At 67.8% G+C, this 21702-nt stretch carries 21 protein-coding genes and 1 pseudogene; 8 read left to right on the top strand and 14 right to left on the bottom strand.

The features are described 5' to 3' along the window. Window positions 1–33 precede the first annotated feature (33 nt). The gene (locus ACFJGT_RS00730) at window positions 34–291 is read right to left on the bottom strand and encodes a transporter substrate-binding domain-containing protein (protein WP_377844827.1); all 258 of its coding nucleotides are present in this window, start codon (window positions 289–291) and stop codon (window positions 34–36) included. A 254-nt stretch (window positions 292–545) separates the two neighbouring features. On the opposite strand from ACFJGT_RS00730, the gene ACFJGT_RS00725 reads away from it, so the two are divergent. The 3 genes from ACFJGT_RS00725 (at window position 546) to ACFJGT_RS00715 (ending at window position 2177) form a co-directional block, all read left to right on the top strand. Continuing rightward, entirely contained in the window at window positions 546–1172 is a 627-nt protein-coding gene (locus ACFJGT_RS00725; protein ID WP_377844825.1) for a GNAT family N-acetyltransferase, read from the top strand. A gap of 144 nt (window positions 1173–1316) precedes the next feature. Then, complete coding sequence (locus ACFJGT_RS00720; protein WP_377844823.1) at window positions 1317–1733, top strand: hypothetical protein; 417 nt, start codon at window positions 1317–1319, stop codon at window positions 1731–1733. Window positions 1734–1862: 129 nt separating this feature from the next. Then, entirely contained in the window at window positions 1863–2177 is a 315-nt protein-coding gene (locus ACFJGT_RS00715; RefSeq protein WP_377844821.1) for a hypothetical protein, read from the top strand. A gap of 8 nt (window positions 2178–2185) precedes the next feature. Here the strand turns inward: ACFJGT_RS00715 and ACFJGT_RS00710 are convergent, their stop codons facing one another. The 8 genes from ACFJGT_RS00710 to ACFJGT_RS00675 form a co-directional block, all read right to left on the bottom strand. Beyond that, on the bottom strand, window positions 2186–3175 hold the full coding sequence (locus ACFJGT_RS00710) for a hypothetical protein (RefSeq protein ID WP_377844819.1): 990 nt from the start codon (window positions 3173–3175) through the stop codon (window positions 2186–2188). Between the two features lie 3 nt (window positions 3176–3178). Beyond that, window positions 3179–4294 (bottom strand): GNAT family N-acetyltransferase, encoded by a 1116-nt coding sequence (locus ACFJGT_RS00705; RefSeq protein WP_377844817.1) that lies wholly within the window; start codon window positions 4292–4294, stop codon window positions 3179–3181. Next, a complete protein-coding gene (locus tag ACFJGT_RS00700) occupies window positions 4291–5511 on the bottom strand; it encodes a hypothetical protein (RefSeq protein WP_377844815.1) in 1221 nt (406 codons plus the stop codon). The genes ACFJGT_RS00705 and ACFJGT_RS00700 overlap by 4 nt, the downstream gene beginning before the upstream one ends. Beyond that, window positions 5508–6389 (bottom strand): ThiF family adenylyltransferase, encoded by an 882-nt coding sequence (locus ACFJGT_RS00695; protein ID WP_377844813.1) that lies wholly within the window; start codon window positions 6387–6389, stop codon window positions 5508–5510. Before ACFJGT_RS00695 ends, ACFJGT_RS00700 begins: the two co-directional genes overlap by 4 nt. Beyond that, window positions 6386–7348: a hypothetical protein gene (locus tag ACFJGT_RS00690; RefSeq protein WP_377844811.1), complete on the bottom strand. Its 963-nt coding sequence runs from the start codon at window positions 7346–7348 to the stop codon at window positions 6386–6388. Before ACFJGT_RS00690 ends, ACFJGT_RS00695 begins: the two co-directional genes overlap by 4 nt. After that, the gene (locus ACFJGT_RS00685; protein WP_377844809.1) at window positions 7348–10755 is read right to left on the bottom strand and encodes an acyl-[ACP]--phospholipid O-acyltransferase; all 3408 of its coding nucleotides are present in this window, start codon (window positions 10753–10755) and stop codon (window positions 7348–7350) included. The genes ACFJGT_RS00690 and ACFJGT_RS00685 overlap by 1 nt, the downstream gene beginning before the upstream one ends. 115 nt (window positions 10756–10870) lie before the next feature. Continuing rightward, the gene (locus ACFJGT_RS00680; protein ID WP_199091902.1) at window positions 10871–11149 is read right to left on the bottom strand and encodes a YiaA/YiaB family inner membrane protein; all 279 of its coding nucleotides are present in this window, start codon (window positions 11147–11149) and stop codon (window positions 10871–10873) included. 39 nt (window positions 11150–11188) lie between these two features. Beyond that, window positions 11189–11884, bottom strand: a complete 696-nt coding sequence (locus ACFJGT_RS00675) for a PspA/IM30 family protein (RefSeq protein WP_377844806.1) — start codon at window positions 11882–11884, stop codon at window positions 11189–11191. A 123-nt stretch (window positions 11885–12007) separates the two neighbouring features. Between ACFJGT_RS00675 and ACFJGT_RS00670 the strand changes: the two genes are divergently transcribed. The 5 genes and pseudogenes from ACFJGT_RS00670 (at window position 12008) to ACFJGT_RS00650 (ending at window position 16232) form a co-directional block, all read left to right on the top strand. Further along, window positions 12008–12619: a TetR/AcrR family transcriptional regulator gene (locus ACFJGT_RS00670; RefSeq protein ID WP_377844804.1), complete on the top strand. Its 612-nt coding sequence runs from the start codon at window positions 12008–12010 to the stop codon at window positions 12617–12619. Window positions 12620–12791: 172 nt separating this feature from the next. After that, window positions 12792–13880 (top strand): PspA/IM30 family protein, encoded by a 1089-nt coding sequence (locus ACFJGT_RS00665; protein WP_377844802.1) that lies wholly within the window; start codon window positions 12792–12794, stop codon window positions 13878–13880. Next, window positions 13880–14161 (top strand): annotated as a pseudogene (locus ACFJGT_RS00660) (hypothetical protein); the annotation flags it as partial. The gene ACFJGT_RS00665 and the pseudogene ACFJGT_RS00660, both read left to right, overlap by 1 nt. Before the next feature lie 34 nt (window positions 14162–14195). After that, window positions 14196–14531 carry an OB-fold-containig protein gene (locus ACFJGT_RS00655; protein WP_377844800.1) on the top strand — a complete coding sequence of 112 codons (336 nt, stop codon included), beginning with the start codon at window positions 14196–14198 and terminating at the stop codon, window positions 14529–14531. 3 nt (window positions 14532–14534) lie between these two features. After that, window positions 14535–16232 (top strand): flotillin family protein, encoded by a 1698-nt coding sequence (locus ACFJGT_RS00650; protein ID WP_377844798.1) that lies wholly within the window; start codon window positions 14535–14537, stop codon window positions 16230–16232. A gap of 75 nt (window positions 16233–16307) precedes the next feature. On the opposite strand, the gene ACFJGT_RS00645 is transcribed toward ACFJGT_RS00650, so the two are convergent. The 5 genes from ACFJGT_RS00645 to ACFJGT_RS00625 all read right to left on the bottom strand — a co-directional run bounded on the left by ACFJGT_RS00645 (window position 16308) and on the right by ACFJGT_RS00625 (window position 21687). Then, window positions 16308–17123, bottom strand: coding sequence for an ABC transporter permease (locus ACFJGT_RS00645; RefSeq protein WP_377844796.1), 816 nt, complete (start codon window positions 17121–17123; stop codon window positions 16308–16310). A gap of 1 nt (window position 17124) precedes the next feature. After that, the gene (locus tag ACFJGT_RS00640; RefSeq protein ID WP_377844794.1) at window positions 17125–18039 is read right to left on the bottom strand and encodes an ABC transporter permease; all 915 of its coding nucleotides are present in this window, start codon (window positions 18037–18039) and stop codon (window positions 17125–17127) included. Further along, window positions 18036–19175: an ABC transporter ATP-binding protein gene (locus tag ACFJGT_RS00635; RefSeq protein WP_377844792.1), complete on the bottom strand. Its 1140-nt coding sequence runs from the start codon at window positions 19173–19175 to the stop codon at window positions 18036–18038. Before ACFJGT_RS00635 ends, ACFJGT_RS00640 begins: the two co-directional genes overlap by 4 nt. Then, the gene (locus ACFJGT_RS00630) at window positions 19172–20233 is read right to left on the bottom strand and encodes an ABC transporter substrate-binding protein (RefSeq protein WP_377844789.1); all 1062 of its coding nucleotides are present in this window, start codon (window positions 20231–20233) and stop codon (window positions 19172–19174) included. Before ACFJGT_RS00630 ends, ACFJGT_RS00635 begins: the two co-directional genes overlap by 4 nt. Window positions 20234–20388: 155 nt before the next feature. Continuing rightward, window positions 20389–21687 (bottom strand): NAD(P)/FAD-dependent oxidoreductase, encoded by a 1299-nt coding sequence (locus ACFJGT_RS00625; RefSeq protein WP_377844787.1) that lies wholly within the window; start codon window positions 21685–21687, stop codon window positions 20389–20391. Window positions 21688–21702: the final 15 nt, after the last annotated feature.

Below are 21702 nucleotides of genomic sequence, written 5' to 3'. Positions count from 1 at the left end.
ACTTGCCGCTGGCTCAAATGGCCTCCGGCGCGATCAGCAGGATCTCATCTCCTCCCACTTCGCGGCGATGCCGAGGTCCCGAGCGATCGCCTTGACGAGCTCGACATTGAAGCCGGCGCGTTCATGGCTCTTCGGGACCTTGAAGGCCATCGGCGGATAGGTGGTCTCGATGCCGACGCCTGCCCGGCCGATTTCACAGCGGCCGGCAGCGGGATGGCGCCTTGCTGGGCTGGCGCGGGTGTTGCCGCAGCAAGTGCGAGCGCCAAGGTAAGGGCGGCTGCCGAAAGGCATTGTCCGGCCGGAAAATGAGCGGTCATCATGGTTCCCCGTTTTTGCCGACCGCCGAGATCACGAGACCCCGAGGGGTCGCGCCGGTTCGGCAGCCGAGCGCCTTTTTTGACGCTGCAGCGATCTTAGCGGGCATGCTCGGGAACGGAGCGGCCGCGCGCTATGATATATTTCCGTCCTCTATTCGGTGCGCTTATATGCGCAGGGATCGTGCGGGCCGGGCCTTCTCCGCCTGTTTGACGAGCGGAGATCAAACCATGAATCCCATGGAAAGCTGGGCTTCCGGCTACGCCCTGACACGCGGCTATCCTGCGCCGGAGGTGGTGCCGACCGGCCTGTGGCTGGAGATCGGCAAGCCGGACCAGCGCGGCCGCTACGTGCTGCCCGCTTTCGACCCCGCCGCGTTCTCGGAGCTGGCCCGATCGATCGAGGCGCCGGGGATTTATATCGAGGCGCCGGCACCCCGCGAAGCCGCCGCGCCGTTGCTCCCGGACAACTGGACCGTGCGCGAGCGTGCCTTTCTCATGACCACCCTGCTCGCGGCCCCCGTTTCCCTGCCCTTGCCGCCCGGCTATCGGCTCGTCGTAAGAGACGATGGCGCCACGGTCCGGGTCGAGGTCGTCACCGATGACGGGGAGCCCGCGGCCGGCGGTTCCGCCGGCCTGACCGATAGCCATGCCGTCTTCGACCAGATCCTCACGCAGGCGGCGCATAGACGCCTGGGCCTGGGAACCACAGTCATGGGCGCCCTGACGCGCCGCGCCATGGAACGTGGCGCAAGCCAGGGAACCCTGATCGCAACGCCGGAGGGCCGCGCCCTTTACCAGGCGCTGGGCTGGGTTCAGTGGTCGGAGATCACCTCGGTGATCAGCCCGGAGCGCTGAAGCCGGAACAGGACCATCCGCCTCGCGTTCCAAGCCGACGGAGCAGCCGAGCTACCTGAAAATGCGGCGTGATCACGAGACCGGCCTTATGCTCATCGCATTGGATGACTAGATCAGGAGCCATCTCGGCAGAACAGGCGGAGCATGATGCGCAATCTCATCGCAGCAACGGCGGCCCTGCTGGCCGTGCTGGCCTCCCTTCCCGCCAGCGCCCAATTCGACGCGACGCCCGGCAACGCGCCGCTCTATCCGGGCGGCCCGCGCCAAGGCCTGGGGCCGCCCTCGATCACGGACAATGTGCCGGATATCCGGCTGCGTTCGAGCCAGGGCGGGATTCCGGGCGCCGGGCCGCCGGTCGGAGCCGGCGCCACCAGCCCGCGCTTCTACGAACCGAGCCCATCATCGGGCAGGTCCTATCGCCGGGCGGAGCGGACAAGCGGGCTCGGACGCCACTGCCGGACGCCGGCACGGCAGTGCATTCTGGCACGGCCTGCCTCTCTCGGAGACGACTGCTCCTGCCGCACGTCCAAAGGGCGCCGGCAAGGCTTCGTCATCCGGTAGGGCAATTCCGCAATTCTTCGAACCGCAGAATTGCCCTAGATCTTTGTTTTATCGCATTTTCTTCACGCGAACCGGTGTCCACTTCGCTCGAAAATGCTCTAGTCCCGGCGAGGCGACAGACACCCGATCATGCAACCGCTCTCGTCCAGGCAGGAACTGCGCCGCGCTTTCAAGCATATCGAACGCGAGTTGCCGCCCCGGCTGGCCACGGGTTTGCGATGGCTGCGTCATCCCGATTCCCGGCTGGTCCGCATTCCCGCCGGCATCGCCCTGATCGCCGGCGGGATCTTCTCGTTCCTGCCTTTGCTCGGCGCCTGGATGCTGCCGCTCGGCCTGCTGCTGCTCGCCGCCGATATCCCCATCCTGCGAAGGCCGATGGCCCGCTTCGCGCTGTGGTGCCTCAGCCTTCTCAATCGCTTTCGCTCCCGACGGACGCGCGACTGAGAGGGCCGTCAGACGATCAGTTCGCCGAGAGGCAGGCGCGCACGGGCAGCGCCAGCGCCGGGCGGAACCCGGCCGAGCCGGAACACATTGACGAGCCTGCGACCGGCCGGCAGCGGATGGCGCTGGATGAGCGCGGCGTTGCTGACCGGCCAGTCGGCCAGGACCGAGATTGGGCAGGCGCCGAGCCCCCGCGCCGCCATCGCGAGCCAGGCGCGATAGAAGGCACGGCCGGTTTCCAATGGGTCCTCGCCCTCGGGCCGATGGAACAGCGCTATCGCGCCCGATGCCGTCTTCGCGCGCTCCTGCGTCAGCGGCTCGGCGAGGCCGAGGCGTTTCAGCAACGGAAACAACGGCCCGAGCACGAGCGAGGCCGCTATCGCCTCGGCGCTCCCCAACGCCATTGCCTCCGCATTGAGGCCGTCGCGATCATAGCGCGGATGGCGGCGCGACAACCGCATCCAGGCGAGCAATTCGCGCCGATGCGCATCCTCGCACAGGAAATGGAAGCCGGCGCGATCGGCCAGTCCCGCGATTTCCGCCACGGCAGAGCCCGGCAGGACGACGAGGAGATCGGGCGCGGCAGCGAGCTTCTGAAGGCTGTCCCGGAGTTCGACATTGGCCGGCAGGAAACGGCCACGCCAGGTGCTCCGGCCTGCCACCGCCGATGCGAGCGGATCCTCGACACCGCCGGTGGCGAGCGTCAGCCGGGCGATGACGCGCAGCCCGGAGATCTCATCCAGCCGATCGTGCAACTCGACCTGCCCAATCCGCAGTCCATGCCGGCCGCAGGCCAGCGACAGGCCCTCAAGCGCCGCGCCATGCGAGAGCCGGACATCGTGCCCGGCCGGATCGGCCGCCGGAAGGCACCGCTGACCGTCCTCCAGCAGCAGCACCGTATCGGCCGCAACCAGGCGCCAGCGCGTCGGCTGGATATTGTGGACGCTCGGCGCCAGGCTGGCCTCGGCGATCACGTCCCGGAACAGGTCGCTGTCGAGCATCGCTCAATCCCGCAGGGGTTTTGCGAAAAGATGCAGGCGATGCAGCGGCTTGGCGCCGGCCTTCTCGGCCTGCCGCAGGCTCGGCCCGTTGACATCGGCGATCCAGGTGCCGCCGAGTTCGGCATAGCCGGCAGCCTTGAGCGCGCTCGCGACCTTGAACAGCATCGCGCCGTTGAGGCCGCGATTATGGAAGGCGCGACTGACCGACTGGTAGACGATCACCGCGCGCCGGTTCGTCCAGCGATGTCGCAGGAAGCGGAAGGGGAAGCTCAGGCCCATCCGCCCGCCCGTAGCCTTCACCAGCGGGTTGAGATCGGGGATCGCGATGATCGCGCCGACCGGCTCGCCCTTGTGATGGACGACGGTGGAGATGCGCTTGTCGATGACCCACATCATGTCGCCGGCCTGGAAGCGGTATTCCTCGGCCGTCGGGGGGACAAACATCGGGTTGGTGTCGAAGCCGTCATTGAGGATCCGTCGCGAGTCTTCGAGCCGCTCGGCGAAATGGCGGCGGTCGATCGGCATCCAGCGATAATCCGGGTCGGCCAGGATTCCCTGCTGCTTCGGGCCGAGCAGGCCGCGCGGATCGATATCGGCGAGATCGATCCGGAAGGTCGTCATCGGGAAGGTCGCAGCATAGCCGTTCGCTTCGAGCAGGCGCGCGATATGCGGCGGGCTCCAGAGCATGTCGGTGAAGGGCGCATTGTCGAAGCCGCCGGTCACGACACCGGCCTGCTGCATCGCGGTGAGATTGAAGTTCCCCACGAGCTCGGCCATGCCGCGCTCGCGCGCCCAATTCTCCGCCGCACGAAGCAAAGCCGCAGCGATCTCGGGATCATCGGCGCAGTCGAAATAGCCGAACTGCGCACGCCTCGTGCCGTGCCGGGCGTTGGAGGCGTCATGGATCGTCGCGACGATGCGCCCGAGCGGCCGCCCGTCGCGCAGCGCCGTGAACAGCTCGAAGCGGCCGTGGCCCTGCGTCATCAGCGGATTGCGCGCCGGATCGAGCATGCGGTCGAAATCGGACCACATCGGCGGGACATAGGTGCTGTCGGCCGGATAGGCATTTGCGATGACAGCGAAAGCCGCCTTGCGGTCGCTGCTGCGGATCTCGATCATGCGGCAGCCTCGCTGGGTGCGGTGGCGAGCAGACGGCGCACCAGGGCCAGCGCCGTCTCGGTCGCGGGATCGGCCGAGACCACCGGCACCGTCACCAGAAGCAAATCGAGCGGCGCCTCGCCGAGCACGAGCAGGTGGCTCGCGGAATTCACAGCCATCAGCGCGGCCAATCGCTCGGCGGCCGCAGCGGTCGGCGGCCAGGGCCAGCCACGGCCTGACGCGTGGAGCACGCCGATGCCCTGCAAGGCCGGTCGCAGGATCAGGGGGTCGTAATCGGAGAGCGCGGCTTCATCGAGCCGGCGCGCGCTGGTGAAGAGCGGATGGGCGGCGAGCTGCGCGATCAGGGCCTCGCGCGTGCCTGCCTTGGAGCGGGCGAGCGAGTCGAGCACGCCGGGCGCCTCCGCGTCGAAAGAACTCGATAATGCGTCGACCGCCAGCGCGATGGCGAGCACGCCGGCAAGCGCCACAGCACAGAGCCGGGCGATATGAGCGAGGCCGGCATCGGGCGTGACCAGCGCTGCCGCGAAGCCGAGCAGCAGCCCGGCCGCAACGCGCAGGCTGAGCATTGCAAATCGCTGCCGACGAGCCGGTGCAGCCCCTCCGGTCACCAGCAGGATCGAAACCAGCAGCAAGGCGCCGACACCGCCAAGCCTGACCGGCATGCCCGGCAGCAACTCGCGGAAATCGCTGAGCGCGAAGGGCAGGATCAGGAAGGCGCAGAGCCCGAGCCGCCAGACGCCGGCATTCTCCGACGCGCTCAGGGAGGACTGATCGCGGCGGAAGAGCAGGATGCCGCAGAACGCAAGCGTCAGGAGCTGAAAGGCGGCCAGCGCCAGATCATAGATCTGACCGGAATCGTCGAGGCCGAGAAGGCTGGCGAGAACCAGCAGGAGCGAGCCGGCAAGCACTGCGATCTTGCCCGGCCGCGGCGCATGCCGGCGCAGCATGCCCTCGGTGACGATCAGCGCGCCAAGCGGAAACAGCGCGGCGCAAGCGAGGGCGAGGCGTCCGAGCAACACGCTGCCGCTCCACCAGCCCAGCGCCCGCAGGAGGAAGAGCGCGGCGACCAGCCCCATCGCGACGAGGAAGCGCCGTGCCAGCGCGCCGCGCGGATCGCGGCGGCGCAAGGCCACCATGGCAACGGCGAGACCGAGCGCGCCGCAGAGATCGACGATCGAATCCGCCACCAGGCCGGGATTGGCGAAGCCGCCGGTCATGGCCCGGCCACCATCTTCGCCAGAGCCCGCGCCACGAAGGGCTTCAGCAGCGCCGCGACCGGGGCCGGCCAGGGCCGCTCCACTGCAGGACGGTAGGGGTTGAAGAACCAGCCGCGGCAATCGGTGCCGGTCGGTCGGCCCAACGTGAGCGCGATCGCCTCATAGGCCATCATCATACCCGTGGTGATCACCATCGGCGCGAAGGACATGCGGCTGCGCCGGCCGGCTGCGACCTCGCCGGCAATCGCGAGATCGACATGATGGCGCGAGCGCGAATGCAGCATGACATGCGTGACCTCGCAGAGCATGGCGGCGCGCTTGTCCTCTTCGGACAGCGCCCGCCAATCCTTGCCGAGCGTCGGGAAGCCCATTCGCTCCTCCGGGCGCGGATCGTCGGGGCGCACCACGATCACCGAGGGCAATGGCGCCATATAGGCGTCGATGACGGTCGCGCCTGCCGTCTTGGCCGTGCGGTAGAGATGCAGGCCGGCGGCGATATCGTCCATGCCGTTGACGATGACCGGGCAGCGCCCGGCGATCTCGGGCAGGCGTTCGACCCATTCGGCGCCGAGCACCTTGATCTCGATCCCCGGGTTGATGGCGCGCGCGGCCTCGGCCGCGGCTTCCGCCTTCGGCCGGCCGATCGTGCCGGCATGGGCGAAAACCTGCCGGTTCAGGTTGGAGATTTCGAAGACGTCGATATCGGCGATGACGAAACGGCCGATCCCGGCCCGGACCAGCGCCATGAAGGCCGCGCCGCCCATGCCGCCGACGCCGCAGACGAAGACCGTCGCTTGCCGAAGCCGCGCCTGCTCGGCTTCCGAGACGAAGCCGATATTGCGGGTGGCGAAAAGCTCGTAGCTGAAGCCGGGGATCATGGTTTCGACCTCGCTGGGCGCGGGCGCAATGTGCCGAAGCGCCGGGTGTCGTCGAGCCAGTGTACCAGCGGCAGCAGCAGGCGCTGCACCATGAGGAAGGCCGAGGCTCCGAGCAATCCCGGCAGCGAGGCGCGGGGTACCTGGCCGAGCAGGTAGCGCCGTGCCGCGGCGAGGTCCATGCGACCGAGCTGGAGCACGTCGTCGCCGCGGCCGTAATCGAGCTTGTCGCAGCAGAAGGTGTTGTAACGCTCCTCGCGGTGATGCGTCGCCTGCTCGAAGCTCTTCTTCAGATCGTCGGAGCCGCCGGTATAGGCGTCGGTGATGATCGAATTGCTTTCGTCGAAGCCGGCTTCGGGGCCGACGCCGAAGACGTGACGGTGATCGCGCATGATCTGCCGGGCGAGCGTCAGATGCGCGAAGCTCTGGCGGCTGCCCGGATCGGGCGAGGGATAGACCTCGGAGAAGGTCTCGCAGACCATGCCGACGACGCTTGGCACCTGCGTGACGTTCGAGATCCAGCGCGGGCGCAGGCCGCCGCGCACGAACAGCACCAGCACGGTCAGGCCATAAAGCACCCATGACAGGCCGCGGCCGCGCACCTCGGGATCGACCATGACGAGGCCGAGATGCGTGACCGGCTCGGGCTCGCCATTCAAGGTGAGCGGCATCTGGGCGAGCGCATTGAAGGCGATCGGCCGGCCGGTCGCCGTCTCGCTGATCAGGGTGATGATGCTCTGGCTCAGGCGCTCGCGCTCGCCGGAGAAGACACCATAGGTCAGCGCGCCCTGCGCCAGCGTCCGCCCGGCAACCCTGCGCAACTGCTCGACCAGCGCGGCGAGCTCCGCATCGTCGAGCACGGCGCCGGGCCGCTCGATGATGCGGGTCTGCTGGCCTGGCGCGGTGGTCAGCGTCAGGTCCAGCGTCGGCCGCGTCAGTGCCTTCAGCCAGAAGCCGAGCATCAGGCCTCCACCGGCGCGGGCGACGCGGCCCGCTCCTTGACCAGCCTGGCGATGCCGGCGAAGTCGAGCTTGCCGGAGCCGAGCACCGGCACGGCGGGCACCACCACGACCTCGGCCGGGATCATCAGGTCCGCCGCGCCCCTGCCCTTGGCGAAGGCCTGGAAGGCGGCGCGGGTCGCGTCCTTCTGCTGCGTCACCAGCACCAGCCGCTCGCCCTTGCGGGCATCGGGGAGGCTCGCCACGCCCGAGAGCACGCCCGGCCAGCATTCGGCGGCGAGCGCCTCGACCGCCGCGAGGGAGACCATTTCGCCCGCGATCTTGGCGAAGCGCTTGGCCCGGCCCTTGATCGTGACGAAACCGTCCTTGTCGATCGCGACGATGTCGCCGGTGTCGTGCCAGCCTTCGGGCGGCGGTTCGAGCACGCCGGGATTCTCCGACTTGAGATAGCCCAGCATGATGTTGGGGCCGCGGACATGCAGGCGGCCGCCTTCCTCGACGCCCGGCATCGGCTCGAGCCTGGCTTCCATGCCCGGCATGATCCGGCCGACCGTGCCGAAGCGGTTGAACATCGGCGTGTTCAGCGCCAGCACCGGCGCGGTCTCCGTGACGCCATAGCCTTCGAGGATGCGCAGGCCGAATTTCTCGGCATAGGTGCGCCGCGTCGTGTCCTTCACCGGCTCGGCGCCGGCCACGATATAGCGCAGCGAGCGCAAATCGTAGGGATGTGCGGCGCGGGCATAGCCGGTGAGGAAGGTGTCGGTGCCGAACAGGATCGTCGCGTTCGAGCCGTAGACCAGCTCCGGCACCATCCGGTAATGCAGCGGCGAGGGATAGAGATAGACCGGAACGCCGGAGACCAGCGGCAGGATCAGCCCCGCCGTCAGGCCGAAGGAGTGGAAGACCGGTAGCACGTTGAAGACCTTGTCGCGCCGGCCGAAATCGATCCGGGCCGCCGCCTGCGCCGCATTGGCCAGCATGTTGGAATGGCTGAGCACGACGCCCTTGGGCGCGCCCTCCGAGCCCGAGGTGAACAGGATCGCCGCGCGGTCCGAGCCCTTCGCGGGCTCGATCGCCTGGCCATGGCGCCAGAGCGCCCAGAGCTTGTCGCCGGTCGAGACGGTGGCGCGGACGTCTTCGAGATAGACGATCTTCACCTCGGCCGAGAGCGCCTCGATCAGCGGCCCCATCCGGCCCTTCTCGACGAAGGCGCGCGAGGTGACGATGGTCTTCACTTCAGCCGCCTTGCAAGCGGCGGCGATGTTGCCGGCGCCGGCGGTGAAATTGATCATCGCCGGGACGCGTGCCGCCGACATCAGGCCGAGCAGCGTCACCGCCGCGCCATTGGCGTTGGGCAGCATCACGCCGATCGCCTCGCCCCTGGCCGCCAGCGGCATCAGCTTGCGGCCGAGCACCTCGGCGCCGATCAGCAGGCGCTTGTAGGTCAGCGTGCCCGTGATCGGATCCTCGACCGCGATGCGGCCCTCACCGTTGCGCTTGGCGGCTTCCGCCACGGCCTCGAAGACGCTGCGGTCGATATCGGTGGTCTTGAAGATCAGGTCCGACATGATCTGGTAGAGCGCCGCGCCCGCCGCCTGGCGGCGCGGCTTGCCCTTCAATTCGTCGGGCACGGTGAGCGAGACCGGATCGAGCACGGTGACGTGCACCTTGGGGAACCAGCGCCGGCGGACCTGCTCGCGGGTCAGGCGCGAAAAGATCGTCGCCTCCAGCCCCTCGATGCGGACGGGGACGATCGGCACGCCCGATTTCTCGGCGATCATGCCGACGCCGTCATAGACCTTCATCAGGCTGCCGGTGACGGTGAGGCGCCCTTCCGGGAAGATCACCAGGCTCTCGCCGCTCTTGACCGCGTTGATCAGCGAGCGCGTCGCCAGCGGGCGCGAGGGATCGAGCGGCATGGCCCGCGTCAGCTTCAGGAAGGGCTTCACCCACCAGCGCTGCGCGATGCCGTGGTCGATGGCGAAGACCGGCTCCTTGTCGAGGATCGACAGCGCCAGCGCCGCATCGAGAAAGGAGACGTGGTTCAGCGCGATGATGGCGTTGTTGCCGGCCTTGGCGATGTTCTCGCGGCCGGTGACCTCGACGCGGTAGAAGGCGCGGAACAGGATCGAGAGGAAATCGCTGAGCGGATTGGTGGGCAGCGTCCGGAAGATCCAGATCGAAGCCGCGATGGTCATGGCGCCGATCAGCACGAAGAGGTGGCTGAGCGTCAGGCCGGCGGCCTGCAGCAGGGCGACGACCGCCGCGCCGACGACCATGAAGGCGGCCGAGAGCACGTTGACGGCGGCAACGATGCGGGCGCGCTTCTCGGCCGGCGCCCAGGCCTGGGTCGCCGCGAAGGACGGCACGATGAAGATGCCGCCGGCGATGGCGAGGCCGGCGAGGTCGATGCCGACGCGCCAGGCGGACGAAGTGGCGAAGAAGGCGTCGAGGTCCTGCGCCGGCTGATGCGCAATGATACCGGAGACCGCCCAGCCGAGATCGAGCGCGAACAGGCCCATCACGATGCCGGCAACCGGCACGGGCAGGAGCACGATGCGCCCGCTTGCCAGGAAGGAGCCGATGCCGGAACCGATGGCGATGGCGATGGCGAAGGTGGCGAGATAGGCCGAGACGACCATCTCGGTACCGCCCATGCCGTTCTTCACCAGCGCGGGCAGCAGCGCCATCACGACGGCGCCGATCAACCAGAAGAACGAGACCATGACGCCGGTGCGCCAGAGCCGGGCATCGGCCCAGAGGTCTATCAGCAGATCGCGGGTCGAGCGCAGGATGTTGCGGTCGATCGCGAGATCGGGCGCGGCCGCTCCGGTCTTCGGGATGAAGAGCGTCGCGACCCAGCAGGCGAGCGCGAAGACCATGATCAGCAGGCTGAGCTGCGCGGCATCGCCGCCTTCGCGCGCTGTCAGGCCGCCGGCGATGGTGCCGAGCAGGATCGCGATGAAGGTCGCGCCCTCGATCAGCGCGTTGCCGGCGGGCAATTCCTCGCGCTTCAGGTGATCCGGCAGGATGCCGTATTTGATCGGCCCGAACAGGGCCGCGATGACGCCGAACAGGAAGAGCGCGGCGAAGAGCATCGGCACGGAATGGAGCGTGAAGCCGAGCGCCGCGACGCCGGCCGCCCCGATCTCGGCGAGCTTCAGGCGCTGGGCCATCATCGCCTTGTCGAAGCGGTCGGCCATCTGCCCGCCGATGCCGGAGAGCAGGAAGAAGGGCAGGATGAAGAGCCCGCCCGCCAGGGTCACCAGCGCCTCGCCATGCGAACCGGTCAGCCGGTAGAGGATGATGAAGACGAGGGCGTTCTTGAGGAAATTGTCGTTGAACGCGGAGAAGAACTGCGCCCAGAACAGCGGCGCGAAGCGCCGCTTCAGCATCAAGGTGTCGATCATGGCGGGCTCACGGAAAAGGACGGTGAGGTTGCATCGGCCGGGCTAAGCAACTCTTGCCTGCGCCGGCCGATCTCGATTTGCGGTTAAGCGCGGCTTGCCGGCATGGCAGCAAAGCTCACAGAGCCGGCTTGCCGGCATCCATCAGCAGGCGCTCGGTGCGGGCATCCTCGATGCGGTTCACCAGCCTGGCGGCCTCGTGCACGTCGCGCACCGTCTTGGTCATGGTGATGCAGGACTGGACGAGCATGACGCAGCCCATGGCGAGATAACCCTTCGCCCACCAGTCCAGCGGCAGGAACATGATGCCCGAGCCGACCATCACGGCGGCGGCGAAGAAGGAGGCGTAGGTGAAGCTCACCCAGGCACCGCTATGAGGCTGTACGTTCTGGTTCATGATGACGATCTCCCGGTTTGAAATGCGGTCGTCGTTGGCTCAGTTGGCGGGCGCCACGGCGCGGCTGCGCAGGCGCTCGAGCACGTCCTCAGCCGTCGTCCGCAGCCGTGGGCCGAAGCCCCTGGCGGCGAGCTTCTCGGTGACGGAGGCCGCGGCCGCACCATCGAGTTCGTCGAGCGCGGTTTCGGCAGCTTCCGCCTCGACCTGACGCTCGCGCAGCCGCTTCAGCGTCTGCTCCGCCTCGGCCAGCGTCGCCTCATGGACGGGACCGGGCTCGATCCGGCCCTGCCGCATCTGGCGCACGGCCTCCGAACCGCGGGCGAGGCGCCGGCCGCGGTCGAGCTCGGCGATGCGCGCCTGGGCCTGGGCGACATGGCGGCGCAGGCGGAGGATCTCCGCCGCGAACAGCGCCTGCGCGCTCGACGCGGCATCGCGATCAGCCTCCAGAGTAGCAGTCGCCTCGGCACCTTCGCGGGCAAGGCTTTCGTCGCCGGCCGCGAGTGCTCCCGCGACGCGGGTTTCCAGATCGGCGATGCGAGCATTGCCGGCGGCGAGGCGCTCGGTCTCCTGCCGGTCCTGCGCGATCGCGATCGCCAGCGCCTTCTTGGCCCGATCGAAAGCGGCGGCGGCATCGCGCATCTGCTGGTCGAGGATAAGAAGCGCATTGCGATCGGCGAAGCGTTCCTCGGCGATGGCGGCACCGCCGCGAACGAAGGTGAGAAACATCTTGAGCATTGGCCTTCCCCTGCTATGAACATCGTTCACGAGAGAGTGGATAGCCTATCTTTGAACGACGTTCAAGACATATTTTGAACATCGTTCAAGACAACATGAAGCGACCATGGCGAAAGCGAAGACATGAGCACCACTGCGGCCCGACGGGACCGGCAACGCGAGCAACTGATCGAAGCGGCGGAACGAGCCATTGCCGAGAAGGGCCTGACGGGCCTGAAGGCGCGCGAACTCGCGTTGGAGATCGGCTGCTCGCTCGGCGCGATCTACAATCTCGTGGCGGATATGGACGAGCTTGTCCTGCGGGTCGGCTCACGCACGCTCGCCCGGCTCGACGCGACGCTGAGCGCCGCGCCAAAGCCTGCCTCCTCGCAGGCAGAGGCCACCGAGGCACTCGTTGCGGTCGCCCTCGCCTACTCCGCCTTTGCCCGCGACAACCTGCAGCTCTGGCGCGTCCTGTTCGAGCACCGCATGGCCGAGGGTGCGGTGGTGCCCGACTGGGCCGTCTCCGAGCAGATGACGATGTTCCGGCATATCCTCGAACCATTGGTTACGCTGGTGCCGGAGCACAGCGAGGAGGACAGGAACCTGCTCGGCAGGACGCTGTTCTCGGCCGTCCATGGCGTCGTCGCGATCGGGCTGGAGGAGAAGCTGATCGCCGTGCCGCGCCGCGAGCTCGACCGCCAGATCGAGGGGCTGGTGCGATTGGCCTGCCGCGGTCTCGCTGCTGGCGGCTGAGGCGGCCTGGACAATGGCGAGATCGTTCTGAGCCGAGCCATCTTTATCATTCCGGGACATAGCGCAGCGTAGAACCCGGAATGAAACCTGCGGCGACAAACTGCGCCAAGCTCTTGAAAGCACCAATGAAGTGCTTTACATTCTTCGCATGGTCAAGAAGCCTCAAACCACGATGGCGCTTCTGCTGGCGCCCAGCGACGAGGAGCGCGAGGCGCTGATCGCCACCCTCGCTGCCTACCGGCAGGCCATGGCCATTCTCGACGGCACGACGGGCGCCAATCTCGTCGCGCTGCACGAGGAAGCCTATGAGGAAATCCGGGCGCAGACCGGCCTGCCCTCGCGCATGGCGACCTTGGCCTTGCGCGACCACAGCCGGCAGCAGGCGGGTGAGCCTGCCGTCGAGATCCCGCTCGATTCCAAGCTTTTCGCCATCAAGGGCCCGGACAGCATCAGCATCGCCACCATCACCGGGCGGATTGTCGTCCCCTATTCGGTGGATGGCTATCGCGGCGGCTGGAACGACTTTGCCGAGGCGCGTCTGTCCTTCCAGGGATCGACGATCAGCGTCCTCGTCGCTGTCCAGGCCGGAATTCACACATACAGGGAGAGCACGATGTCCAACGAAGGAATCCTTGCCCGCCTCGGCCGCGTGATCGCCGGCGTCGTCAACAATGCGGTCGATGCAGCGGAGGGCGCCAACACCATCGCCGTCGCCCAGCAGGCCGTGCGCGAGATCGAGAAGATCGCCGAGGAAGCGCGGGCCGCGCTCGGCGTCGCCGTCGCTGCCGGCCACCGCCTCAAGGCCAAAGCCGCCGATCTCGACGAGGAGATCCGCGACCTCGACCAGAAGATCAAGACGGGGCTGGAGAAGGGCCGCGAGGACCTCGCCCGCGCCGCCACCGGCGTCCAGATCGATCTGGAAGCGCAGCGCACCGCGCTCGCCAAGGCAGTCGCGGAGAATGCCGGCGAGATCACCGAGACGGAAGCGACATTGCGCAGCATCGCCTCGGCCCGCGCCGATGCGATGAAGCGGCTCGACGACGCCAAGCGCGCCGAGCGCGCGGTTGCAGCAAGCGACCCGGCTACCCCTTCGCAGCGCAACGACCAGCGCTTGGCCGCGGCGCTCTCCGCCGTCGAGCGCGTCACCGGCGTCCCGCCCAAGCCGATGACCGGCGCAGCCGAGGTCGAGGAGCTCGGCCGTATCCAGCGCGAGGATGCGATCGAGGCCAGGCTCAGGGCCTTCCGGGAAGGCCAGCGCTGATGAGCGACATCATCCAGCCGGGCACCGCGCCCTTCTGGGTGGCGCTGATGGTCGTGGCCGGGCTCGGCCTGATCGAGCTGGTCTCGGTCCTGATCGGCGCCTCGGCCTCCGGCCTGCTCGATGACGGGCTCGGCCATCACGGGCCGGGCGACCACGAAGCCGGCCTGCTCGGCGGCTGGATGTCCTGGCTCAATGCCGGCGGCGTGCCGATCCTCGTGCTGGCGGTAATCCTGCTCACCGCCTTCGCGGTCTTCGGCTTCATGCTGCAGAGCCTCGCCGCGCGGATTCTTCGGGCCGCTGCCGCTCCTGATCGCCGTGCCGGCTGCCTTCCTGGCGGCGCTCCCTTCGACGCGCTGGGCGAGCCGCGGCATCGCCCGGATCATCCCGCGCGACGAGACCAACGCGCTGAGCCAGTCCGAGTTCATCGGCCTGATCGGCACCGTCACGATCGGCCCGCTCGACCAGGGCCATCCCGGCGCGGTCCGGGTCAAGGACCGCTACGACAATGTTCACATCCTGCGCGCCAGGGCGGCGCCGGGACATCTGATGGCAACGGGCGCGCTGGTGCTGATCGTCGATGGAGCGGACGGCCTGTTCGAGGCCATTCCCGCGCCGGACAGCGTCGCAGGCAGCGCTTCAACGGGGGTCTGAGACATGGATTTCTTCACGCTCGGCATCATCGCCGCCAGCATTCTGGTCGCCATCGTGGTGATCGGCATCATCATGACGTCGCTCTACACGCGGGCGACGCGCGACAAGGCCTATGTCCGCACCGGTCTCGGCGGCAAGAAGGTCGTGCTCGACGGCGGCTCGGTCATCCTGCCGATCTTCCATTCCTATTCCTGGGTCTCGCTCAGCACATTGCGCCTCGAAGTGAAGCGCGCCGAGAACGAGTCCCTCATCACCAAGGACCGGATGCGGGCGGACATCACCGCCGAATTCTATGTCCGGGTGAAGCCGGATGCCGAAAACATCGCGCTCGCCGCGCAGACGCTGGGCGACCGCACCAACGATGCCGACGCGCTGAAGGCGCTGGTCGAGGCCAAGTTCGTCGACGGCCTGCGCTCGGTCGCCGCCACCATGTCGCTGCGCGACCTGCAGGAGCAGCGCGCCGAGTTCGTGAAATCGGTGCAAGCGGCGGTCGCGCATGATCTGCAGTCCAACGGCCTGGAGCTGGAATCGGTCTCGCTGACGCGGCTCGACCAGACCGACATCAAGCATTTCAACCCGAACAACACATTCGATGCCGAAGGCCTGACCGCGCTCACCAAGATCACCGAGGAGCGCAAGCGCGAGCGCAACCAGATCGTGCGCGACAACGAGGTCGAGATCGCCACCAAGGACCGCGAGGCCTCGCTGCGGCGCCTGACGATCGAGCGCGAGCAGCGCGACGCCGAGCTCAGCCAGGAGCGCGACATCGCCAACAAGACGGCGGAGACCCGCGCGGAAGCCGCCAAGGCCGAGCAGCTCGCCCGCCTCAGCGAAGAGACGGCGCGCCTCGAAGCCGAGCGCGGCATCGCCGAACGCGATTCCGAGACGCGGCAGGCGCGCGAATCCGCCCGCATCGCCGCCGAGCGCGGCATCGCCGAGCGCGAGGCGGAAGCCCGCAAGATCACCGAGACCGCCCGCATCGAGGCCGCGATCGCGGTCGCCCAGAAGACCGAGGAGGAGCAGGCCGCCCGTGCCCGCGCCGACGAGGCGAAGGCCGCCGCCATCACTGCCGAGGAACAGGTGACGACGGCCCGCGAGGTCGAGATCGCCGAGCGCGCCAAGCGCATCGCCGTGCTCGATGCGCGCCGTATCGCAGAACAGGAAGCGACGGCGCTCACCGTCAAGGCCGAGGCCGAGCGCCAGGCGGCGGAAAACCTCGCCGCGGCGACCAAGATCGAGGCGGAGGCCGAGGCCCAGGCTGCCAAGATCCGCGCCACCGGCGTGATCGAGCTCGGCGAGGCGCAGGCGCGTGCCGAGCGGGCCAAGAACGAGGCCCGCAACGCCCTGTCGCCGGCGATCATCGAGTTCGAGCTGAACAAGGCCCGCGTCGATATCGTGCCGGCGGCGCTGGCGCAGGCGATGAAGCCGATCGAGAAGATCTCGGACATCCGCATCTTCAGCGCCGGCAATCTCGTCGGTGCCATGAATGGCGGAGGCGGCGGCGACCAGCCGGGCGGCGCAATCGGGGACCTGTCGAGCCAACTCCTGAGCTTCACCGCCCAGAAGCCCATCCTCGACGAGATCCTGAAGCAGGCCGGCTTCGAGGGCGCCGATCCGACGCAGGCGCTATTGGCCTCGTCCGTGGGCGGGGCTAGCAAACCGCCTGCGCAGCCGGCGCCTGCGTCCGAGCCGAAGAAGTAGACCCAGGGTTCCAGCGGGCTATCCACGACGCCGGCCGTTCCCACGGCCGGCGTTTTGTTGATGGCCTGCGACCTGTCAGCTCTCGCTTTTGCCGAAGAGCTGCGACACCGCCAGCAGCAGCGACGTGATCACGATCATGATCGTCGAGATCGCCGCGATGGTCGGATCGATCTGGTCGCGCAGTGCCAGGAACATCATCCGCGTAAGCGTCGCGTTGTCGCCGCCGGAGACGAAGAGCGCGACCACGACCTCGTCGAAGGAGGTCAGGAAGGACAAAACCGCCGAGGTGACGAGAGCGAAGCCGATCTGCGGCGCCGTCACCTGCAGGAAGGCCTGCGTCCGCGTCGCGCCGAGGCTGCGCGCGACACGCTCCTGATCGAGATCGAAGCTCTTCAGGGCCGAGCCGACGATCATCATCACGATCGGCACGGCCAGCATCGTATGCGCCAGCACGATGCCGAGGAAGGAATTGACCATCTTGAGCTGCACATAGGCGTAGAACAGCGCGATGCCGACGAGGATGACCGGCACGATCGTCGGCGTCAGCAGGGCGAGGATCGCGAGCCCCGCGAAGCGCAGCCGCGCGGCATGCAGGCCATAGGCCGCGAGCGTGCCCATCGGCGTCGCCAGTAGCGCCGTGCAGAAACCCGCTTTGAACGAGGTCGCGGTCGCCGCCATCCAGCTCGACGAGGAGAAATAGGCCTCGTACCAGCGCAGCGACCACTCCCGCGGCGGGAATTCCAGATATTGCGACTGGGAGAAGGACATCGGGATGACGATCAGCGTCGGTATGGCCAGGAAGGCCAGCACCAGCACGCCGACCCCGTAGAGCCAGAGCCGCGCGCCATGGCTGATCTGCGTGTCGCTGGCGGGACGATCGAGCCAGCTCATCTCAATGCCCCGCCCCGAACAGGCCGGCGCCGCGCGACAATCGCGCCGCCAGCACCAGCACGACCAACGTGATCACCAGAAGCACGACGCCAAGCGCGCTCGCCGCGCCCCAGTTGAAGAAGAGCTCGATATCGTTGGCGATACGGTTCGAGACCATCGTCACCTTGCCGCCGCCGAGCATGGCCGGCGTCACGTAGAAGCCGAGACAGAGCACGAAGACGAGCGAGGCGCCGGCGGCGAGCCCCGGCAGCGAGAGCGGGAAGAACACCGTCCAGAAGCCGTGGACCGGCGTCGAGCCGAGGCTGGCGGCGGCGCGCAGCAGGTTGCGGTCGATCGCGCGCATCGTGCCGTAGAGCGGCAGCACCATGAAGGGCAGCATGATATGGACCATGCCGATCAGCGTGCCGCCCATGTTGTGGACGAGCTGCAAGGGCTCGCTCCACAGGCCGAGCTTCATGCCCCATGTGTTGATCAGCCCGCTGCGCTGAAGCAGCACCAGCCAGGCATAGGTGCGCACCAGCAGCGAGGTCCAGAATGGCAGAAGCACCGCGATCATGCAGAGATTGGCGGCCCGCCGCGGCAGTTGCGACAGGAAATAGGCCAGGGGATAGCCGAGCAGGATGCAGATCAGCGTGGTGACGAAGCTGATCTCGAAAGTGGTGCGGAAAGTCCGGCCGTAGGAGGGCTCGGCCAGCATGCGCCGGTAATGCTCGAGGCTCAGCGCGCCATTGTCGTCGAGGAAGGACAGGCCGAAGAGCCAGCCGACAGGCACGAGCATCGTGACGGTGACGAGCAGAAGCGCCGGCGCCGCAAGCCCTGCCAGCCCCATGCGCTCGCGCCACTGGTCGCGCCTCAGGCCGGCGGCGTGGTCGTCCCCGGCCGTTCCGGCTGGATCGAAGGCGCTCGCGGTCGTCACGGCTCGCCCTTCGTCTCGTCGGGCAGCAGCACCGTATCGGACACCGCGATGCCGATGCGGACCGGCGTCCCCGGTGCAGGCGACGGGCCCTCGCCGCCGCGCGTCGTCAGGCGCAGCGCAACTGGGCTGCCACCGTTCAGGACAGCCTGAAGGAGCAGCGTGTCGCCTTGGTAGACCGCGCCGGTGACGCGGCCGTCGAAGCAGTTCATGCCCTCGCCTTCGCCCGGCCCGAGCAGATGCAGGCGCTCCGGCCGCAGCACCATCGTGCAGCGCCCCTGTCGTGTCGGCAGGTTCTCGGCGCGGATGGTCGTGCCGGCGGCGCGGGCGATGCCATCGACCACCGCGACGTCGAGGAAGGAGGATTCGCCGATGAACTCGGCGACGAAGCGGCTGCCGGGATCGTCATAGATCGCGCGCGGCGTATCGATCCGGGCGATGCGGCCGCGATCTAGGATGGCGACGCGATCCGACATGGTCAGCGCTTCGCGCTGGTCATGCGTGACATAGACGGTGGTGGTACCCAGCCGCTCGTGAAGCTGGCGCAGTTCGATCTGCATGCGCTCGCGCAGCTGCTTGTCCAGCGCCGAGAGCGGCTCGTCCATCAGGATGATGCGCGGCTCGAAGACGATGGCGCGGGCGAGCGCGACGCGCTGGCGCTGGCCGCCGGACAACTGGTCGATGCGGCGGCGGCCAAAGCCGCCGAGCTGGAACATCTCAAGCGCCGCCTCGACGCGCCGGGCGGCCTCGACTGCTGGCACGCGCCGCAGCCGCAAGGGGAAACCGACATTACCGGCGACATCCATATGCGGGAACAGCGCGTAGTTCTGGAACACCATGCCGATCTCGCGCTTATGCGGCGCGAGGCGAACGACCTCGCGCTCGCCGAAGCGGATCGAGCCCTTGTCGGGCCGCAGGAAGCCGGCGATCGCCATCAGCAGCGTCGTCTTGCCCGAGCCGGAGGGGCCGAGCAGGGTCAGGAACTCGCCCGGCCGGACGTCGAGATCGATCTCGTCCAGCACGGGAACCGCCCCATAAGCCTTGCTCAGCCGCCGGACCGCGATGGGCAAGGCCGTCGCGGAACCCGAGGCCGAAGCGGCCGCATCGCGCGGCCGCTCGTGATCGCCGGCCAGCCTCATTCGGTCAGCATGTTCTGGTAGGCGGAAGAGGCCTGGGCCTCGAACTTGATGTACCAGTCCAGGTCGATCGTCAGCTGCTTGGCGGCATTGTCGGGATGGGACGGCAGGGTCTTGGCAAAGGCCGCATCGATCGCGCCGCCCTCATAGGCCTTCTTGTTGGTCGGGCCGTAGGTGATGTATTTCGTGAATTCGGCTTGGTATTGCGGCTTGCTGACCTCGGCGAGGAACTTCATCGCCAGATCCTTGTTCGGCGCGCCCTTGGCGATCGCGAAGCAATCATAGTCGAGCAGGCCCTGATTGAAGGTATAGGCGACCTTGGCGCCGTCCTTGGCAGCGACGTCGAAGCGGCCGTTCCAGCCGGTGATCATGTCGACCTCGCCGTCCTTCATCAGCTGGGCATGCTGCGCGCCCGAGCTCCACCAAACCGCGATATGCGGCTTCAATTCGCGGATCTTCTTGATCGCGCGCTCGATGCCGCCGGGCTGGGACAGGACCTCATAGACCTTGTCGGCGGGCACGCCATCCGCCATCAGCGCCGGCTCCAGCGCGCCGGCCACGCCCTTGCGGTAGGAGCGCTTGCCGGGGAATTTCTTCACGTCCCAGAAATCGGCCCAGCTCTGCGGCCCGTTCTGACCGTAGGTCTTGGTGTTCCAGGCCAGCACGGTCGAGAACACGTCACCACCGACGCAATAATCCTGCGCCGTGCCGGGCAGGAAGTTCGAGGTGTCGATCACCTTGTAGTCGAGCTTCTCGAGGATGCCTTCGGCGCCGGCGCGGGCGGCGCTGCCAGAGCCGCTGGCGACCACGTCCCAGGTCACGGCGCCGGCCTTCACCTTGAGGCGCAGGTCCGCGATGCTGGTATAGGTCTCCTCCTTGATCTTGATGCCCAAAGCCTTGGCGGCGGGCTGGAAGAGCGCCTTGCTCTGGCCCTCCTGATAGGAGCCGCCGAAGGAGACGACGGTCAGTTCCTGCGCCCAGGCGGGCGCAGCGCTCAACAGGCCAAGGCCCATGACGAGGGCTAGGGCCGTTCTCGTCGGCATCATCGGCTGGCGCGGCATGTGTCTGTTCTCCCGTTTGAACATTGCGTTCCCCAAAGATGAGCGCGCGGTTGGCCGATCAGCGGCGTCCGCACGTCTCGCCTCATGCAGGGTCCGGCGAAATTGGTCTGGCCATAAGGTCCACTCTGAGAATTCGAGGTAGCCAATCCGATGGCTTAGCGCGCCAAACGATCGCGCCAGCTGTAGTAGAGGACCGACGGCGCGAGGAACCAGGGATTGCCGCTGTAGAAGGGCCGCGTCTCAAAGGGCAAACCGTCGAAGGCGGTCTTGCCTTCCGCGAGACCCAGTACCTGCTGGCCGAGGCGCATGCCGAGATAGCTCGCCATGCCGACGCCCGAGCCGCAATAGCCCATGGCGTAATGCATGCCTTCATGCCGGCCGATATGCATCAGCTCGTCGAAGCTGTAGGCGACAAGACCGCACCAGGAATGGCTGATCTTGCGATGGGCGAGTTCCGGGAATATCCGGCTCATCGCGGCATGGAGCAAGGGCCCGCTGCGGCGCGGATCGGTCTCGCTGAGCGAGACGCGACCACCGAACAGGATGCGCCGGCGATCAGGCGAGGCGCGGTAGTAATAGACCACCTTGCGGGTGTCGCTGACGATGCGGTTCTTCGGGATCAGCCTGTCGACCAGTTCCGGCTCCAGCGCCTCGGTCGCGATGACATAGCTGCCGATCGGGATGACGCGGCGGCGCAGCCAGCCGGTCAACGGCCCGGTATAGCCGTTGGTGGCGATAACGACGTCGCGGGTGCGGATCGTGCCGCGCGGCGTCTGGACCAGGAAATCCTGCCCGATGCGCTCGATGCCCGCCGCCGGGCAATGCGGCACGAGTTCGGCGCCGGCCGCGACTACGCGCTGCAACAGCCCGTGATGGTAGCGGGCCGGGTTGATCGAGGCATGGCTCTCGTAGACGACGCCGCCATGATAGAGATCGGAGCCGATCTCGTTGCGCTGCTCGGAGCGCGGCACGACATGGCAGGCAACCTCCAGCCCTTTCGGCTGGGTCCCGACACTGCGGGCCAGCTCCTCGTATCTGCCCGGAGCATGCGCGGCGTGGAAGCGGCCGACGACGCCGAAATCGCAGTCGATCTGCTCGTCGCGGACGAAATCGCCGATGTAGCGCAGCGAGTTCCGGCCTTCCTGCATGATCGCGAAGGCGCGCTCACGGCCATGGCGGCGGGCGAGCTCATCGAAGCCCGGCTTCACGCTGGTCGATATCTGGCCGCCATTGCGGGTGCTGCAGCCAAAGCCCGCCGCCTCGGCATCGAGGATGACGGTATGGCGCCCGCCGCGCGCCGTCTGGAGCGCCGCCTGCAAGCCGGTATAGCCGGAGCCGACGACGACGACCTCGGCCTGCTGTGGCGGATCGCTGCGCGGCAGGTCGGGCCGGGGCACCGCGTCCCACCAATAGGGCGCGGCCTTGAAATCACTGGCGAACAGATCGCTCGGCATCGTCTCGTCATCCCC

Origin of the sequence: Allobosea sp. UC22_33 (assembly GCF_042700715.1) — a bacterium.
In the GTDB taxonomy this organism is placed as follows: domain Bacteria; phylum Pseudomonadota; class Alphaproteobacteria; order Rhizobiales; family Beijerinckiaceae; genus Allobosea.
The sequence above is the reverse complement of the archived record's forward strand: the minus strand, read 5'-3'. Positions and strand labels throughout refer to the sequence as shown.